This is a genomic window from Indolivaga alginatilytica, from assembly GCF_003201355.1.
Classification (GTDB): Bacteria; Bacteroidota; Bacteroidia; order Bacteroidales; family Dysgonomonadaceae; genus Dysgonomonas_A; species Dysgonomonas_A alginatilytica.
In genome coordinates this window covers 268165-284867 of record NZ_QICL01000001.1, presented here as the reverse complement: position 1 = coordinate 284867, position 16703 = coordinate 268165, and the positions used below count along the sequence as shown (strand labels likewise).

Sequence of the window (16703 nt, the reverse complement as noted above, 5' to 3'; positions counted from 1 at the left end):
TAGATTTTTAAAATAATTCTTCAAAATAGCGGATATAATGTTTGTATATCTGTAATTGGTCGATTTTTTTATTCTTTTGAGTTAAGTAGAAATTTTTGTCAGCATCCAGTAGTGCCGAAGTATTTGTTTCCTGTTCGATTTGTTTTTTAGTTGCTTTCTCCAAATCGCTATAATGTAAGGCTTGTTGATAGTCACCTGATTGCCCGTAATATTCGCTCAGGGCAGCATACATTTCTTTTATCGTGTAAATATATGTTACTTCTGCAAGGTTTGCTGTTACCAACTCTGCATATCGCTCTGCTGATTTTAAATCTTGTTTTTTATTGTAGATTCTGAGTGCACAGAGGTGGATTTGCCTTGTTTGTACATTATCCGTAGCATCCATAGCCAGTGCAGACTGAAAGTATCCGATGGCCTTGTCGTACTCTTCCATATCAAAACAAACTACTCCGAGATTTTGTAAAGAAAAACTCTGATATTTTTCGTTTTTTGTCTTAACTGCATTATCCAGAGCTTTGTTAAAATACAAATAGGCACTATCCGGCTTTTTTATACAGTCATAAGATCGACCTAGATTCGTAAATGTTCTTAGTTTTCTTTGATCTGCATTTTCTGTTTTATCATAATGGAGCAAGGCTCTCCGAAAATTAACTGTAGCACTGTCGAAAAGATTCTGTTCAAAATAAATATATCCGATATTATTAAGGCTTTTGCCCGCTATCAGGTGATTACCTGATTCTTTAGCATTATAAACGGCATGCATATAAGCTTCTAAAGCTTTCGGGAAATTAGAATTAACGTCATACACTTGCGCTGCATAGTAGTTTGCGAGAGTCGACTCACCGGTATCTCCTTTTTTGTTGAAATATTTTTGAGCTTCGAGAATCAGAGTATCATTCCTAATGTCCTCTTTAGTTTCATATTTTGCTCCCACATAGGTCACAATATATAACATATGATTGTATTCATCCAGATTTTCAGGATTTGAGACAGAAGCAAGCAGATAACGTGCAACAGCAGGTTGTTCCATAATCAAACTATTCTGAGCTTTGCGTACCAGTTCCAACGACTTATCGTTCTGACACGAAAGCAGAGTGATTCCGATCAGTAGATATAGTAAATGTTGGTGTGTGCCGGTTATTTTCATAAAGAAAATAGTTTTGATACGTCAAAAAATAATGATTGTATGTTAATCTTATACAGTCAGAGTTTGTAATGTTTTAATTTTAGAGACTAATCTTAAGTATTGTTTATACAAGTATTAAATCTGTTTTATAAAGTAAAGTTAAATAATCCGTTCCTCTGTATCGAAGAGCCTTGTTTAACAGAGAAGGAGAATGAATATTATAAAAAAAGGAGCATCTTTGTTAAATGCTCCTTTTTTATAATATTTTTATAATTAAAATCAAGTATAGGTCTGAGATGTTGTTATGCTTTGTCTTTTATCGGGTGTATTCCTGTTGAGGATTTCTGTCCCAAAGACGGGTCTTGGCCATTTGCTCATATTGAGTACCGAGACGACCATAATTTGCATACGGATAGATGCTTATACCTCCTCGGGGAGTAAATACGCCGATCACCTCAATGTATCGGGGATCCATCAGCTTAATGAGGTCTTTCATGATGATATTCATGCAATCTTCATGAAATGCTCCGTGATTGCGAAAGCTGAAAAGGTATAACTTCAGGCTTTTGCTTTCCACCATATTTATTTCAGGAATATAGTTGATGTGTATCGTTGCAAAATCGGGTTGCCCTGTGATAGGACAGAGGCTTGTAAATTCGGGGCAATTGAACGCCACCCAATAGTCGTTTTCGGGGTGCTTATTGGTGAATGCCTCCAGTACTTCGGGAGCATAATTATCTTTATATTCTGTTTTACCTCCCAATAGCGAAAGGTTTTCCAATTGTTTATCTTGTTGCATAATTTTATTTTTATTGAGTTGCGGGTAAACAGTTATCAGTCTGTAAAGCATTGAGGGCCTGCCATTCCGCCTGTGTATTTTAAAACCACGTTCTTTTTGTAATAAACGTATTGACATCCGTCGTTAAAGTCCTTAATCTGAGGGACGGTCAACAATGGAGTCGGGAAAATCAGGTACGAATATTTACCCAATCCGCTTCGTGCAAAACCTACTTCGGTCTGATCACCGTTTTGAAGCGATATGCAGTTTGCCATTTGCATCATATTCTTGATACCGCTGAATGTCATCGGATCCCATCCTATAATTTTAAGAAGAGTATATAATTCATCCGAATCGTATTTAATATCCCAATCACCATCGATCAGTTTAAGTTCGCCTTTCGGATCTTTCTTGAAGATTTGGAGGTCTATCCCTTCCACCGTGTGGAGAAGGTCTCCCTTTGTCCTTATCTCCAGAGATACAATAAAATCTTTGGGTATCGAGCGATTGAATTCGTCCTTAAGATTTTCTATTTCGACAGATCTTTCCTCATAGTTTTGTATGAGTTCTGCTTTGCTGCTCATAGGCATCGAATAAACTTTCAGCATGATCGCTTTGATGGTATCATTAGCCAGATCGTAATCGCGTTTTGCATCTGCGAGTGCTTTGGGTGAAAATTTAAGATTCAGAGCATCGAATATTTGGTCTGTTTTAGTACTTTGTGCCATACCAGTAATACTGAAGCAGAATATACCGAATGCGAGCAGAATTTTTTTCATTTATATAAATATTTTAATAAAAAGGTCTGGGACCTCGACCTCAAAGAAACATAAAAATCAGTGATTTTGTTTCCGTATTTTTAAATAATTTTCTAAACCTTGTTTCCGTAATTGGCACGACGGACATTCGCCGCAACCATCGGCAGGTATTCCGTTATAGCAGGTAAGGGTTTCGTTTCTGATGAGGTCGAAAACACCCAGCTGGTCTGATAATTGCCATACTGCTGTTTTGTCTCTCCACATCAGGGGGGTATGTATTTGGAAATGTTCGTCCATTGCCAGATTGATACTTGTGTTTGCCGACATGATAAAGGTGTCCCTGCAATCGGGATAGCCGCTGTAATCGGCTTCCGAAACTCCCGTTACAATATGACGGATACCATGACTGCGGGCAATAACTGCCGCAAAGGTCAGAAACAAAAGATTACGTCCCGGTACAAACGTATTGGGATATGCATCGGCAGGCTTTTCTTTATCCATTACCACCGTATTGTCGGTTAATGAATTAGTCGATAAGTGACTGATGATCGAAGCATCCAACTTCTGGAAAGGTACTCCTGCACGTTGGGCAATGCCTTCGGCAATTTCTACTTCTTGTGAATGACGTTGTCCGTAGGTAAAGCACAATGTGCGTACGGAAGAAAAATGTTTCAATGCCCAAAAGAGGCATGTGGTGGAGTCCTGACCACCCGAAAACAGGACTAGCGCAGATTCTGTTGATTTCATTTAAATTACTTTGTTTTTTACGTGGTTATTTCCTAAGCTACACGGAGAAGAACCATTCTTCTCGACTGTAAAAGTAGTAAATAGATGAGGATAATACAAAACAAAGAATAAAGGATGATAATCTCTTTTATAAATAGGACAAGGTTTGTCTCAAGAAAATAAACTATCATTGTATTCTGTTTCTACAAAATGAATATGATATTTATTGTTTCTTCAAATATGAGTAAAATACGAATATGTTTCTTGTTATTGCTTATTCCTCTGATGGGATATTCCCAAAAGGATATTTTGAGCGATATGCAAGGGTTATCTCTGAAAGGCGATATGATTTTTGAATTGGAAGGATATATTATGACCATTCAGAAAGAGAAAGCCTCTCTGGATAAAAAAGGTATTCAAAAAATTAAAAAGAAGTATAATCTGGAAAATATAGAAAGAGAATATTCAGATAAAAATATAAAATGGGAAAATTGGGTAATAGAAAGCAGCACAACGGTAAAAGGCTTACCCGAAGTAAAGGGTTTTCAACGATGCTACCTCTTACCCGAAACAGACAACCGGATGATGGTTGTACTTCTTCAATCGGCTAACGGCAGAGATACTTTAGTAGAAAAGGCCTTTATGGATGCGGTCTTTTCGAGGCAATTAGCACAATACACGATGGATAGCTGGGTTGCCGAAAAAATAGATTTTGCGGGTCGGGAAATAATGTTGGGAGATGTCTGTCAGTGGGTATCACCGCAGAATGTGCATTGTGCGAGTTTTGGTCAGATGGGGTGGTCGGTTTTTAAGACTCAGAAAGAAGCGGAATTGAATACGTTGATTCAGATTGCCAACAATAATAATTCGGGCAGATATAAAATAATGAATGAAGAGAATCTCAATGTTATCTTCGAAGGCGTTCCCACTCTGGCCAAACGGATAACATACAAAATAAATACATCCAAACTCCTGTCGGGAGGACGTAATGTGCTGGCTGTATATTATATTACACAAAAAGTGAGAGGCAAGTACCTGAGTTGTGTACTGACGCATTATGTTGAGGTGAAAGATAATTATTCGCTGCCTCTATTGTTGAAAGAGGTAATGAGTATAAAAACAGAAGCTGCCTCTTCTTAAAGTAATAAAGAGGTTTGAGACCTTAATCGTAAATCTCGGTAATCTCTTTTATACCTCCCCGATTAAAAAGCAGGCGGAATTTGCGGAAGTATAAGTTCTCGTGTCCCTGACAGCGGAGTATGAAGTGAAGGGCATATACTTTCTCGCTGGTCATTTTTATATAACCATCCTGTTCATCGGGTACATAGATGGGTATGTACTCGTTATCCATTTTCTGGATAAAGTGGGTAAGATTGAATCGTGTGACATCGTTTATGCCTGCAAACTGATAACCTTTGTATCTTTTAATGGCGGATGAAGACAGATTTACCAGTTTTTTATAGAGGATAATCTGCTCGTTATAAATCCTGTTTTCGGCTTCCACGAGAGGCGTCCTTTTGCGGATATTCATTATTTCGGCAGGCACTTTCGATTCGGGGGCAAAGTCGAATGCTTCCTTTGTCCATCCTATTTTTTTGTCCTGTATTTCGAGTTCACGTTTTGTGTCGTAGTATTTTTTGCCCAGTTGAGTACTGAAATAGTATCTCATCAGGTCTTTGATACGGTCTTTAAACACGTAGCTGATTACCAGTGCAAAAAACAAGGGAGTTGTAAAATTACCGTAATGCAATTGTGCCGAAAATGATACTACTGTCGCAAAAATCATAGAAGTAGCTGCCGCTATTCCATAATAAAACTGTTCGGCTAATGCTCCGTCTTTGGTCTTTTTGGTGTAAAGAAATAAATCGCTTTCGATGAATTTCTTAAGTATTCCCCTTCGCATAACTACCAGATAATTGTTCGAAGGATCGGTAGTGTCGAGTAACGAATAGTTTTTCTTTCGTTTATATTCGTTTTCCGATTTGATTAAATCCAGAAGCTGGGCTTTTACTTTCTGATATGCGGATCGATTTTCGATCCCTCTCATTATCCTGAAAGATTGTTGCTGGATAATGTTGCCTATAAAATCATCACCGAACGAAAAGTACTGCTGCAAATCTTCGCTAATGGAAGGTACGTCTTTTATCGTTTCGAATTTGCGGTAGTGGCGTGCTATTTCAGTCATATCATGAATATAGTCACGCACCATTTCGGCTACTTTATTATCGTCTTTTTCCTCTATTATATGATAAGCTCTGTCTCGGGATGCACTCTTGAATATAGCCGAAAACATTTTGATCTGGAAGGTATAGTCTGATATGTTCTCTTCCGAATCGGGGTTGTTTATTTGGTTCTCGAAAGCTTTTTGGAGTCTGCTCAACGGGCTGTTCTCCGAAGCATAAATATCTTTCAGCCCATAAATAGGGGTGATGAGCCTGACGTTAGACTGGGTATCCTTATAAAACTGTTCTTTGGAATAGGTAGATCGGTTTATATCCAAACTATTGGGTACAAACATCCATGTGTTGATACTGAATTCGTTTATATCATTTTCTATCGATTTACGGGTGGCAATAAATGATATTTTGAATTCGAAAGAAAACTTGTCATGTATCTTTACCTTTATATCGATCATTCAGATTTCCACGTTTTATAGGGGCTTTTTACTAAGTGCGAATTGTAGTATCGTTTGTCTCCTGTGACTTCTTCTCCCAGCCACGATGGTTTTTCGAAAGGTTCGTCTTCCGAATCAAGCTCTATCTCGGCAACCACCAGACCTTCGTTCTCTCCATGAAATACATCTACCTCGTAGGTATGTTTTCCTGCTTTGATGAGATAGCGTACCTTGTCGATAACTCCGGGGTCGCATAACTGCAACAGTTGTTCTGCATCTTGTAACGAGATTTCCTTCTCCCACTCGAAACGGCTCAGCCCCGAATCGGTGCTTCCGCCTTTTATGGTAATGTAGCCTTTGTCGCCTTTTATGCGGATTCGTACACTTCTGCCTCCTGTACTCGATGCCATGTAGCCTTGTACAACTCTGTCGGATCTGTAAGCATGTGATTTAAAATCGCCTGCAATGAGAAATTTACGCTCTATTTCGATATTTTCTGAACCCAAGTGATTGAAATTTTTATTTTTTAAACCCATAAAAGGGTCTGTAATCCTTACTGTATAATTTGTTTTATGGCTCCCATTTCGGGGAAGAATATTACTTTGACAGGTTGTTTGTTGTTTTCGAACATTTTGGGAATAAGCACTTCCTGTTTGCCGTATTGTACAACGTCTATTTCTTTATTTACCCATGTTTTATTGTCAAAGTCCACCTTCATCGAAGCTTTGGCAGGTATGTTGTAGATGATGCCTTTTGCAAACTTGTCGTCCCAAGCCTTCTGGTCTTTAGGACTAAGTACGGGAGGTTCGCCCGCAGGTTCTTTGTTGATAAGGGTTAAGGTTACGGGAGCGCCTGCCATATTTTCGCTTTCTACAAAACCCAATTTTTTAGAGAATCGGAATACTATCTGATTGCTGATATCCTTCGTTGTAGGTATTACCGTATATGATTTGCTGAGACTTTCTACCGATTCGTTTCCCGAAAACATAGAAGTTAAAGCTTTTTCCTGTAAATCTAAACGCTCCATTACCAGTTTGTAGGCATTTCCATCGGGAGGCATATTGTCAGCTTCGCCCGTCAGGATATTGTTTCGGGTTTCGCGAAGCAGAAATATTTGTTTTGAAATCAATTCTGCTTGCTTGGCTTTTGAACCTGCACGCAAAGTTTCTTCCGAAAGAAACGAATTGGGATTGGGTAATGCTTTGGCTGCTTCTTCTGCAGCAGTGTTAGCGGCTTGCTCTACAGGCGAAAATTGAGCATCGGCATTTATTGCACAAATAAGACCATCTTTGGTGAGGGTTACAAAAGGGGCAGTGGTGCCGCTTCTGAATTCAACCAGATAGCTTTTCTCTTTGTCGGGTACTGCTCCTGTGGTTGCCGTCAGAGCATTTATGGTATATATGGTTTCGTCCTGAGTGATCGGGTTCGAAATGTTGAGGTATCGCTCCGCATATTCGTAAAAGTCGCCCGCCTTGCGTGTTGTTTTGGTCGCATCGGCTTTTATAACTATCGTAGTTTTTGGTAAAGTGTATGATACCCCGAAATCGTTGCTTTTTACAGCACTCATTTTTACGGTGTTTTGTGCAGGTAAGGCACCGGCTAATAGCAGTGATAATAGTCCTATATAATATCGTTTCATATCTGTATTTTCTGATTTTGTACGAAATACAAATCTAATAAAATTATTTTAGGCTCCGATATTTTTGGTGCCGATATGTACATAAGATAGGGAAGAGGGTGTGTCAAAAGAGATTCAGCACACAGAATACACAGACATCACAGAATTTTGTGTTTTATAAATTTCTGATAAATAGGGAGTTGAAAAATTAAAACTGTATTTTTCTGTTATTTCGGTGTAATCTGTGTTCTATTTAGCCTTTTGGTACACCCTCTTTTATTATCCGAATTTTAGGATTCGGTGCCTTGTTATCTTTTTATAACATTGCCTTTGTTGTCAAATACAATATTGCGGTGACGGTCGCGACCCCTGTCGTTTTCGAATTTTATGCCTACCGAGTAGGTTGTCGATCCGTTTTCGTACTTTTTATTAGCACCTAAAATCTGTGCATCTTTGTAATTTTTTTTGATGTAATCGGTCGCAAAAGAAGGAATATCTTTTATCAGAATATCCTCTTTCGAAGCTATCAGAGTTCCATTATCGGCAATTTTCAATTCTACTTCTCTGCCTTGGTATCTGAATTCGGCTTCGTAATAACCCTTTTTTGACTTATCTTCCCACTCGATGCTGTTTACTTTCGAGTAATGTTTCGAAACGTATGACTTCACTTTAGCAGGGACGTTTTCAGGTAAAATGTCTTTTGCCTGTGTCGAAAATGAGGCTACGGCCATCATTACTAAAATAAGAATCTTTTTCATGTTCGTAAAATGTTTAATTAGTGATTTTATTTTCTTTTGGACTCTGTTCTATTTTTACGTCATAACCATCCGTTCCGGCAGTTACTTCAAAAACAGTCAGTCCGAATATGCTTACACTTGAAATGAGGTGATTAAACACTTCGCTCATAATACGTTCGTATTCCGACCATGCGGTTGTATTCGTAAAAGCGTAGACCTCAATAGGTAATCCCTGTGTAGAGGGTGCCAACTGGCGAACGATGAGTGTCATCTCCTGATGTATCTCGGGGTTGTTACGCAAATACCATGTTGCATAACGCATAAACAAATCGCAATTGGTTATCTGAAACCCTTTAAGGATCGAACCGGAATCTATCTTGAGAGCTTCGTTCTGATTGGCATATTGTTTACGCTTACTTTTTATATAAGAACTCAATGGAGTAACTTTCTCAAATTCGTCCAGTTCCTTATCGGTAAGAGGTCGTATATCGGTTTGCTTAATGGTAAATGCCCGTTTTATACGGCGTCCTCCACTGTCTTGCATTCCTCTCCAGTTCTGGAACGAATCGGATATAAGTGCGTATGTAGGTATGGTTGTAATGGTTTTGTCGAAGTTGCGGACTTTTACCGTCGTCAGATTTATTTCCATAACATCGCCATCCGCACCATACTTGTTCATGGTAATCCAGTCGCCGATCATTACCATCTGATTGGTCGATATCTGGATGCTGCTCACAAAGCCCATGATAGTATCTTTGAACATCAGCATTAATACTGCGGATGCTGCTCCCATTGCCGTGAAAAATGCGGTTGCCGATTTACCTGTGAGTATCGAATAAATGGCTACTGCTCCAAAAATATAAAAGATGATCTGAATTACTTGCAGATAACTTTTCATCGGTTTGTTATGGAATGCAGGTTTCTCTTGCAGCACATTTGCCATCGATTTTACAATAGACATAATAGTCCAGATAACCATAAATACCATATATATTTCCGCAATTTTGAGCGTAGGCTTTATAAATGTTGGATAGTTGGCAAATATAATGGGTACAGTATTTATAATAAAGGTATACGGTATCACCAATGCTAAGAAGTGAGGCAGTCTGTTTTTCTCCGCATGTTTAAAAATCGAAAGACCGGTTACTTTTTCTATCTTCTTGAAAGCATAGGTAAGTCCTATACGTACTACTTTTTGGAGTAGATACACTATGATAAAGGCTGCAACCAGCATGATTATCAGATTAAGGAAGTCGATCCATCTTTCTGATACTCCTATTCTTTCGAGCAAATCGTGGATGAAGTCTGTTACAAGATTTGCTGAAGTTTTTATTTCCGAATCTTCAATAATATGATCCATAATAGAACTGGCTTTTAATTAATTAAGGTCTCAGACCTTCTTATTGTTCGGGTGCAGGGTCGAACCTGTGTCTTTGCCTGAATAAGACAGGCATATGGGGCTTTTCCTACAGCTTATTACTCCAAAGTTAAGTCTAAAACATTGCTTTTTGCTACTTTTTTAGTGATTTTTAACGATGTGTTTTGACGAAGTGTAGAGATTGAAGGATGAAATTGATCTTTACTGTGATAAAAAGATTTTCTCTTTTAGTGGTGGTGCCAACTTGTGACTATTAATTAGTCGGATATTGTATTATGCTACCGTTCGGATAATTCACAGCAATGTTATCTTTATGTTATAATTGATGGTTCCGGTGAAAAAGAGGATTCATAATTCACTGTTTTTACTAATTTTGACTTATCAAACTTTTCACTAAAGCAATATTATTATGAAAGTACAACTGATTGCAATATTTACGCTGTTCTCCAGCCTATGTAACGGGCAGGCTGTATCTGAAAATGATAGTTTAAGACTCATTAAGGAGAAAAACGAGCAACTGTTAAATTACAAGTTACAGCAGGGTACGAATGATTTGGAAAAGAGGTCGCCACTAGATGAAAATACTTCCCTGAACTACAGGGTAAATATGGAAAGTAGTTTAAATAGGCAACCGGAAGCTTCAGATATAAGCATTGCGATTCATAAAAAATATCAAGGACCGATGCATGAATATCTGGCGAATCCTATAGGTAATCCTTTTGCTGATGATTACAGATACGACGCTGCTTATAGAATCACAGGCAGGGACTGGCTTTCGACCACAAGTTCACATACCACTTATCCTTCATTGGGGTCGATGAGCCTTATCGGTATCAATTATAACTATCAGTTTTCCGATCGGTTAAGGGGATCGGCAGGAACATATGGTACCCGATATTTTCACCTGATGGATATAAATTACGATTTTGGTGTAAATTCTTCCTTAAGATATGAATTAAGCAATCGATTTGCCGTTCTGGCTTTCGGGCAATATTCAGCCAGAGCCAATATAAATAAGGTAGGGGGCGATAATGGATGGATGATGCCTCAAACACATTATGGTGCCGGAGGAGAGTTTAAACTCACCGACAGAATCGGTATTCAGGGAGGAGTCATGAGAGAGCTTAATCCGATGACCGGAAAGTGGAAGACTATTCCTTTCATAGCTCCTGTTTTCTATAAGAAGAAATCCAACTAAATATCAGGTAATCTCAGATACGTCTTCTACCTTAGCATTTGTTTGATAGAGGCTAAATTAGGTGTCTCTGAAAAAAAAGGGAACACTTATTGCTATCATTCATCTAATTGTAGTACTTTTGTAAGCTTAAAAGTTTTAAGCATTCACAGTATGAAAAGCGTAAAGGTAAGAGATAAGGAATTTGAACTGTTTATCTCAGAAACAGAAATATTACAGGCTGTAGACAGAATTGCAGAGCAGATGAATAAAGATCTGGATGGTAAAGATCCACTGTTCGTATGTGTGTTGAACGGCTCTTTTATGTTTGCGTCCGAATTGATGAAACGTGTAAACGTACCCAGCGAGATTTCGTTTGTGCGTATGGCATCGTATCAGGGAACCAAATCGTCGGGTAAAATAAAAGAAATCTACGGACTTGAAGAAGATATAAAAGGTCGTACTGTGGTGATTATCGAAGATATAGTAGATACAGGGTATACCATGTCGCTCATATTAGATCAGTTGGCTTGCGGCGAACCCGAAGATATCAAAGTAGCTACTTTACTGTTCAAACCCGAAGCTTTGAAATGTGATGTTAAAATCGACTATGTTGCCTTGGAAATACCCAGCGATTTTATTGTCGGTTTTGGTCTGGATTATGACGGATATGGTCGTAACTTGCCTGATATTTATAAAATTAAGTAAACAAGTAATTAAGTTACAAGTAAACAACACTGATAATTGTTGACTGATAACTGATTTCTGATAACCATAAACAAAGAGTAATGTTGAATATTGTAATTTTTGGAGCTCCCGGCTCAGGAAAAGGCACACAAAGCACAAATCTTATAGAGAAGTATAAACTGGCACACATTTCGACAGGCGATGTATTGCGTGCCGAAAAAGCTGCCGGAACCGATCTTGGTAAGCTGGCTGACAGTTATATGTCGAAAGGTCAGTTGATACCCGACGAACTGATGATTGATATACTGGCAAGCGTATTCGATCAAAAGACAAAAAGCGGAGAATGTAAAGGTGTAATCTTTGACGGATTTCCACGTACCATTCCTCAAGGAGTCGCTTTGAATGAAATGTTAGAAAAAAGAGGACAAAAAATATCAGCCGTTGTAAGTCTTGACGTTCCCGAAGAAGAACTGATCGAACGCCTTTTGAACAGAGGTAAACTTACCGGTCGTAACGATGATAATTATGAAACTATAAAAGCTCGGTTGGATGTGTATTACAATCAAACCACACCACTTAAAGAGCTTTATGAGAAAGACGGCAAATTGTATTCTGTAGAAGGAGTTGGTTCTGTAGAAGATATTTTTGCTCGTATTTCGACTGTGATTGATAGCGTAAATTAAGATATAAATAACATTTTTGAGGCCAGGAATTGAGTTTTGAATCTATTGTCAAACTCGGTTCTTGGTTTCAGGGTTTTAAGCAACAGTAAGTAATTAATACCACTTTATTTCAATATAAATGTTTGTTTTACTTATATTTGCCAAAGTAATAAATAGGTCTTAGACCTTAGAAGAAAGGATAATATGTCTGATACAAATTTCGTAGATTACGTAAAAATATACTGTCGCTCGGGAAAGGGTGGAAGAGGTTCTACTCACTTTCGACGTGAAAAATACATACCGATGGGAGGTCCCGACGGTGGCGACGGTGGCGATGGAGGACACATAATTCTCCGAGGCAATCGTAACTACTGGACGTTGTTACACTTAAAATTTAAACGACACCTGCTTGCCGGACACGGTGGCGGCGGATCGGGTAAATTATGTTCCGGCAAAAAAGGTGAAACTGTAATTATAGATGTGCCTTGCGGAACTGTTGCCTATGATGCAGAGACGGGCGAATATATGTGCGATATTACGGAAGACGGACAAGAGATAATCTTGTTGAAAGGTGGTAAGGGAGGTCGTGGTAATAACCATTTTAAGACTCCTACCAATCAGGCTCCACGTTATGCACAACCGGGCGAACCGTTTCAGGAACGCCGTATTGTATTGGAGCTGAAAGTACTTGCCGATGTTGGATTGGTTGGATTTCCGAATGCCGGAAAATCTACACTTTTGTCTGTAATGACAACCGCTAAACCGAAGATCGCGAATTATGCATTTACTACGCTTGAACCTAATCTGGGTATTGTAAGTTATCGTGATCATCGCTCGTTTGTGATGGCAGATATTCCCGGTATTATAGAGGGAGCCAGTGATGGTAAAGGATTGGGACTTCGCTTCTTACGACATATCGAGCGTAACTCGTTGTTGCTTTTCCTTATTGCAGCCGATGCAGATGATATTCACGAAGAATACCGTATTTTGTTGAATGAATTAGCAAAATATAACCCCGAATTGTTAGATAAGCGTCGTGTGTTGGCTATCTCTAAAGCGGATATGCTGGATGAGGAGTTGACCGAAGCTCTAAGTGCCGATCTGCCCGATATTCCTCATGTCTTTATATCTTCATTCACAAGCTTAAATCTCCAAAAACTAAAAGATTTACTTTGGTCTGAACTTAATAAAGACGGTGAATATATTAAAGCTGCCGACAATGTTATTGTTCATAGAAAACTTGATATTAAAGCGATTGAATTGGATGATGAAGACGATGATTTTGACTTTGATGATGAAGAAGAGGATATCGAAGAAGACTGGGACGATGATGAAGATCCCGATTTTGATGCCGACTTCTATTACAGAGAAGGAGAAGAGGACGATACCGTTAAATGATTCTGGGCCTACTGATAGGTAAACCTCAGTCTATAAATATAAAACGAGATAATAGCTAAAACTATTATCTCGTTTTTTTAGAAATCGCAGAGAGATTTCTGCTAATGTTAAGTTGAGATATTGTAGGAAGTGATAGGTGTTTATTCTTTTGTGTTGAACAGCTTTTCAGCGTGTGAAGTATTTGCGAATTCTTCCATTTTGGTGATCAATCCACCCTCTACAGTATATACCTGTACCCAGTTTTGCTCAAGAATCTGCCCGTTCTTTTTGATCTTTTGTTTTTCGGAGCCAAGCACAACAACAGTATTACCATGGGCGAGAAGTTGTTTTACCTGAAAATCAAGAACATCTACATTCGATACAATATCCGTGATGAATTGAACCGCTCCTTCTTTTCCCTTATAGACTCCTGTATAGGGAATGTCGCTACTTCCTTCGTAAATCCAAACGGAAGAGTCTGAAATCGTAGCTTTTAAAGCTTCCATGTCTCCCGCTCCGAATGCTTTAAGCATATTGTTTACTACATCTGTTTCCTTAGAGGTATTTTGTGAATATGCGTTTGTGGCTGTTAAACTAAGTGCCGCTAAAACGATAATCGCTGTTTTTTTTAATCTTACCAACATAATTTTAATGTTTTGATTGTTATTAATTTGTAACTTTACTGCAAAGCTATATAAAGTGTAAAAGCCAGTCAATTAGTCAGAAAAATATGACTACAGATAATAAAATGGAAGATGATAAAGCCTGTCCTGCGGAGGTTCTTGTAAAGATGCTCTCAGGTAAGTGGAAGCTGCAGATATTGCGTCTGGCATTTTTGGGACCTATTCGTTTTAATTCATTGCTACGACAGATCGAAGGTTCTAACAAGCAATCGATCGCTTTGGCATTAAAAGAACTGGAAGAACAGGGCTTTCTGGAGAAAGTTGTGATTAAGTTGAAGCCCTTGCATATAGAATATAATTTGTCTGAAAAAAGTAAGTCATTAGTGCCGGTTTTTCGTCAACTCGAAATAATATCGTAGCTATGCCGATGCGGTTATTGGTATTCGGTGCGTTTCTTATTTTTTGTTTATAAAACTGAAAATATGAGATACTTTGAAAACAAGGAATGATTATATTTGTTTTGTAATGTATGGGGTTTGGGTGAAAACTGGCCTTGAGAAGTTCTGTTTTGTATACAAACGAAATGTGATATTTTATTTATCAATGTCTCAGACCTATTTGTTACTTTGGTAAGTGTAATAATGAGAGATAGTTATAACTGTAAAATGTAACAATGAATATTTACTATTACTTAAATGATAGATCATAAGCTATATTCGAATTTATTGCAATTTGAGAGTCTCAATTCTTTTGACTCTCTTTTGCATTTCTCTACCACCATCGATGGTGGGGTCAGTAACGGTAATTATACCTCCTTCAATTTAGGGTTATATTCGGGTGATAATGTGGATAATGTGATAGAAAACAGGAGGCGTTTGGCGTCGATGTTAAATATATTTTCAGAGAATCTAATATTTCCATATCAGACTCATGGCGATGATGTTTGCATTATCGATAACGAGTTCTTGTCTAAAGGCAACGATGAACAAATGCAATTGTTACATGGCATTGATGCTGTAATAACCAATCAGAAAAATATCTGTATAGGAATAGGTACAGCCGATTGTGTGCCCATTCTTATATATGATCCTGAAAATAAAGTATTGGCAGCCATACATGCCGGATGGAGAGGTACGGTTGCTAAACTTGCGTCTAAGGTTGTTACTATTATGAAAGCCACTTATAATAGTGATCCAGCCAAACTTGTAGCGGGAATAGCTCCTTCTATCTCACCTGATTATTTTGAAGTAGGTGTTGAGGTTGTTGAAGAATTTGTAAAAGCCGGCTTCTTAATTGACGATATTGGTTATTATGATTTTAATACAACTAAATTTCATGTTGATCTTTGGTTTGCAAATGAGCTTTTATTAACGCAATCGGGTATTCCTTTTGAGAGTATTGAGGTAGCCGGAATGTGTACTTATGCTCATGGAGACCAGTTCTTTTCGGCTCGCAGACAGGGCATTCAGTCAGGACGTTTAATTACAGGCGGTGTAATAATTAGTTGAAATCGAGGTTTTTGCTCTTGTGTCTTATTTTTCTATAATACTGTATTTGTATTCTGTTTTAAACCATTTGTATAATAGAGCACTGTGTTAGGTATTGAGTTTTTTATAAGATAAACTTTACGCAATTCAGTAACTAATAAGGTCAAGATATATGAACTGTTTAATATCGTGAAGGTTAATTTCTATTTGGGAAAATTTATAATTTCACAAAACTATACTATCTTTGATATATATTTAAATAATCTAAGGTGTCTATTTGGATATTATTTAACTATAATCGCCTGTTAAACTTATGCTTACCCAAATAATGGGGAAGCCTGAACACTCAAATATTAATCAAAAATAAAGATTTAAAAGTATATGGGAAAAATTCTATCATTGGCAATCATGGTTTGTCTATCAGCAAATCTTTTTGCTCAAGTTCAGAATCAAGCTGAACCTGTTATCGGAACATGGGAAGGCGAAGAGGTGTTTGTAGAACAAACTGATTCTACGGAACATCATATTTCGGCGGCATATATACAACTCGAGCCTCAGGTTTTGGCTGATATCGATTGGTTGAATTATTCACCACTGGATCAGGATATACCTTTGCGTGACGATAAAAACCGTTTCGTTCTGATGTGGATGTCAGGATCGCCAACCGTGAAAATTGGTATGGACGACCGTATTGTAACCTTTCAAGGGGCACAGCCTTGGTTATTGATGGCTTACATGATGGGATGGACTAAATATTCTTTGGAGCATAACTATTCGGCTGATCCTGTCGACTGTACTACTGCTGCCGTTACTAATGTGGTGAAATTCTATGAAAGAAACCGCAAATCGTTAGCCAAGAGTAAAGAGGTGGAAAAATACGCTAAGATGGTTAAAGACGATTCTTTGAAAAAGTATATCAGTGGAGTTTTAGCTCAGCCTGTTGCAACAGCAGAGTAAG

Annotated in this window: 18 protein-coding genes; 8 read left to right on the top strand and 10 right to left on the bottom strand. The window is 38.1% G+C overall.

Features of this window, described 5'->3' with window-relative positions; genetic code table 11:
- Positions 1-7 precede the first annotated feature (7 nt).
- From CLV62_RS01230 to queC, 4 genes are all read right to left on the bottom strand, one after another.
- Positions 8-1147, bottom strand: coding sequence for a tetratricopeptide repeat protein (locus CLV62_RS01230; protein ID WP_110308961.1), 1140 nt, complete (start codon positions 1145-1147; stop codon positions 8-10).
- 295 nt (positions 1148-1442) lie between these two features.
- A complete protein-coding gene (gene queF, locus CLV62_RS01225; RefSeq protein ID WP_110309252.1) occupies positions 1443-1925 on the bottom strand; it encodes a preQ(1) synthase in 483 nt (160 codons plus the stop codon).
- Positions 1926-1960: 35 nt separating this feature from the next.
- Positions 1961-2683 carry a hypothetical protein gene (locus CLV62_RS01220; RefSeq protein ID WP_110308960.1) on the bottom strand — a complete coding sequence of 241 codons (723 nt, stop codon included), beginning with the start codon at positions 2681-2683 and terminating at the stop codon, positions 1961-1963.
- 57 nt (positions 2684-2740) lie between these two features.
- Positions 2741-3409, bottom strand: a complete 669-nt coding sequence (queC, locus tag CLV62_RS01215; protein ID WP_110308959.1) for a 7-cyano-7-deazaguanine synthase QueC — start codon at positions 3407-3409, stop codon at positions 2741-2743.
- A gap of 219 nt (positions 3410-3628) precedes the next feature.
- On the opposite strand from queC, the gene CLV62_RS01210 reads away from it, so the two are divergent.
- Positions 3629-4528 (top strand): hypothetical protein, encoded by a 900-nt coding sequence (locus tag CLV62_RS01210; RefSeq protein WP_146212661.1) that lies wholly within the window; start codon positions 3629-3631, stop codon positions 4526-4528.
- Between the two features lie 22 nt (positions 4529-4550).
- On the opposite strand, the gene CLV62_RS01205 is transcribed toward CLV62_RS01210, so the two are convergent.
- From CLV62_RS01205 to CLV62_RS01185, 5 genes are all read right to left on the bottom strand, one after another.
- Positions 4551-6023, bottom strand: coding sequence for a hypothetical protein (locus CLV62_RS01205; RefSeq protein ID WP_110308957.1), 1473 nt, complete (start codon positions 6021-6023; stop codon positions 4551-4553).
- The gene (locus CLV62_RS01200; RefSeq protein WP_110308956.1) at positions 6020-6538 is read right to left on the bottom strand and encodes a CYTH domain-containing protein; all 519 of its coding nucleotides are present in this window, start codon (positions 6536-6538) and stop codon (positions 6020-6022) included. Before CLV62_RS01200 ends, CLV62_RS01205 begins: the two co-directional genes overlap by 4 nt.
- A 17-nt stretch (positions 6539-6555) precedes the next feature.
- Positions 6556-7641, bottom strand: coding sequence for a DUF4831 family protein (locus CLV62_RS01195; RefSeq protein ID WP_110308955.1), 1086 nt, complete (start codon positions 7639-7641; stop codon positions 6556-6558).
- 287 nt (positions 7642-7928) lie between these two features.
- A complete protein-coding gene (locus CLV62_RS01190) occupies positions 7929-8378 on the bottom strand; it encodes a PepSY-like domain-containing protein (RefSeq protein ID WP_110308954.1) in 450 nt (149 codons plus the stop codon).
- 13 nt (positions 8379-8391) lie between these two features.
- A complete protein-coding gene (locus CLV62_RS01185; RefSeq protein ID WP_110308953.1) occupies positions 8392-9717 on the bottom strand; it encodes a mechanosensitive ion channel family protein in 1326 nt (441 codons plus the stop codon).
- Between the two features lie 427 nt (positions 9718-10144).
- On the opposite strand from CLV62_RS01185, the gene CLV62_RS01180 reads away from it, so the two are divergent.
- The 4 genes from CLV62_RS01180 to obgE all read left to right on the top strand — a co-directional run bounded on the left by CLV62_RS01180 (position 10145) and on the right by obgE (position 13656).
- The gene (locus CLV62_RS01180) at positions 10145-10933 is read left to right on the top strand and encodes a hypothetical protein (protein ID WP_110308952.1); all 789 of its coding nucleotides are present in this window, start codon (positions 10145-10147) and stop codon (positions 10931-10933) included.
- 150 nt (positions 10934-11083) lie between these two features.
- On the top strand, positions 11084-11617 hold the full coding sequence (hpt, locus tag CLV62_RS01175; RefSeq protein ID WP_110308951.1) for a hypoxanthine phosphoribosyltransferase: 534 nt from the start codon (positions 11084-11086) through the stop codon (positions 11615-11617).
- An 80-nt stretch (positions 11618-11697) separates the two neighbouring features.
- Complete coding sequence (locus CLV62_RS01170) at positions 11698-12279, top strand: adenylate kinase (RefSeq protein WP_110308950.1); 582 nt, start codon at positions 11698-11700, stop codon at positions 12277-12279.
- 183 nt (positions 12280-12462) lie between these two features.
- Complete coding sequence (obgE, locus tag CLV62_RS01165) at positions 12463-13656, top strand: GTPase ObgE (protein WP_110308949.1); 1194 nt, start codon at positions 12463-12465, stop codon at positions 13654-13656.
- A 140-nt stretch (positions 13657-13796) separates the two neighbouring features.
- On the opposite strand, the gene CLV62_RS01160 is transcribed toward obgE, so the two are convergent.
- Positions 13797-14279: a nuclear transport factor 2 family protein gene (locus tag CLV62_RS01160; protein WP_110308948.1), complete on the bottom strand. Its 483-nt coding sequence runs from the start codon at positions 14277-14279 to the stop codon at positions 13797-13799.
- 86 nt (positions 14280-14365) lie between these two features.
- Here CLV62_RS01160 and CLV62_RS01155 point away from each other — a divergent pair, with 86 nt between their 5' ends.
- From CLV62_RS01155 to CLV62_RS01145, 3 genes are all read left to right on the top strand, one after another.
- Positions 14366-14677 (top strand): winged helix-turn-helix transcriptional regulator, encoded by a 312-nt coding sequence (locus CLV62_RS01155; protein ID WP_110308947.1) that lies wholly within the window; start codon positions 14366-14368, stop codon positions 14675-14677.
- A gap of 276 nt (positions 14678-14953) precedes the next feature.
- Positions 14954-15766, top strand: a complete 813-nt coding sequence (pgeF, locus tag CLV62_RS01150) for a peptidoglycan editing factor PgeF (RefSeq protein ID WP_110308946.1) — start codon at positions 14954-14956, stop codon at positions 15764-15766.
- 360 nt (positions 15767-16126) lie between these two features.
- The gene (locus tag CLV62_RS01145; protein ID WP_110308945.1) at positions 16127-16702 is read left to right on the top strand and encodes a hypothetical protein; all 576 of its coding nucleotides are present in this window, start codon (positions 16127-16129) and stop codon (positions 16700-16702) included.
- Position 16703: the final 1 nt, after the last annotated feature.

Bases quoted from the DNA above. Each gene is read 5' to 3' on its own strand.
- CLV62_RS01230 (WP_110308961.1), bottom strand. From the start codon at position 1,147: ATGAAAATAACCGGCACACACCAACATTTACTATATCTACTGATCGGA.
- queF (WP_110309252.1), bottom strand. From the start codon at position 1,925: ATGCAACAAGATAAACAATTGGAAAACCTTTCGCTATTGGGAGGTAAA.
- CLV62_RS01220 (WP_110308960.1), bottom strand. From the start codon at position 2,683: ATGAAAAAAATTCTGCTCGCATTCGGTATATTCTGCTTCAGTATTACT.
- queC (WP_110308959.1), bottom strand. From the start codon at position 3,409: ATGAAATCAACAGAATCTGCGCTAGTCCTGTTTTCGGGTGGTCAGGAC.
- CLV62_RS01210 (WP_146212661.1), top strand. From the start codon at position 3,629: ATGAGTAAAATACGAATATGTTTCTTGTTATTGCTTATTCCTCTGATG.
- CLV62_RS01205 (WP_110308957.1), bottom strand. From the start codon at position 6,023: ATGATCGATATAAAGGTAAAGATACATGACAAGTTTTCTTTCGAATTC.
- CLV62_RS01200 (WP_110308956.1), bottom strand. From the start codon at position 6,538: ATGGGTTTAAAAAATAAAAATTTCAATCACTTGGGTTCAGAAAATATC.
- CLV62_RS01195 (WP_110308955.1), bottom strand. From the start codon at position 7,641: ATGAAACGATATTATATAGGACTATTATCACTGCTATTAGCCGGTGCC.
- CLV62_RS01190 (WP_110308954.1), bottom strand. From the start codon at position 8,378: ATGAAAAAGATTCTTATTTTAGTAATGATGGCCGTAGCCTCATTTTCG.
- CLV62_RS01185 (WP_110308953.1), bottom strand. From the start codon at position 9,717: ATGGATCATATTATTGAAGATTCGGAAATAAAAACTTCAGCAAATCTT.
- CLV62_RS01180 (WP_110308952.1), top strand. From the start codon at position 10,145: ATGAAAGTACAACTGATTGCAATATTTACGCTGTTCTCCAGCCTATGT.
- hpt (WP_110308951.1), top strand. From the start codon at position 11,084: ATGAAAAGCGTAAAGGTAAGAGATAAGGAATTTGAACTGTTTATCTCA.
- CLV62_RS01170 (WP_110308950.1), top strand. From the start codon at position 11,698: ATGTTGAATATTGTAATTTTTGGAGCTCCCGGCTCAGGAAAAGGCACA.
- obgE (WP_110308949.1), top strand. From the start codon at position 12,463: ATGTCTGATACAAATTTCGTAGATTACGTAAAAATATACTGTCGCTCG.
- CLV62_RS01160 (WP_110308948.1), bottom strand. From the start codon at position 14,279: ATGTTGGTAAGATTAAAAAAAACAGCGATTATCGTTTTAGCGGCACTT.
- CLV62_RS01155 (WP_110308947.1), top strand. From the start codon at position 14,366: ATGACTACAGATAATAAAATGGAAGATGATAAAGCCTGTCCTGCGGAG.
- pgeF (WP_110308946.1), top strand. From the start codon at position 14,954: ATGATAGATCATAAGCTATATTCGAATTTATTGCAATTTGAGAGTCTC.
- CLV62_RS01145 (WP_110308945.1), top strand. From the start codon at position 16,127: ATGGGAAAAATTCTATCATTGGCAATCATGGTTTGTCTATCAGCAAAT.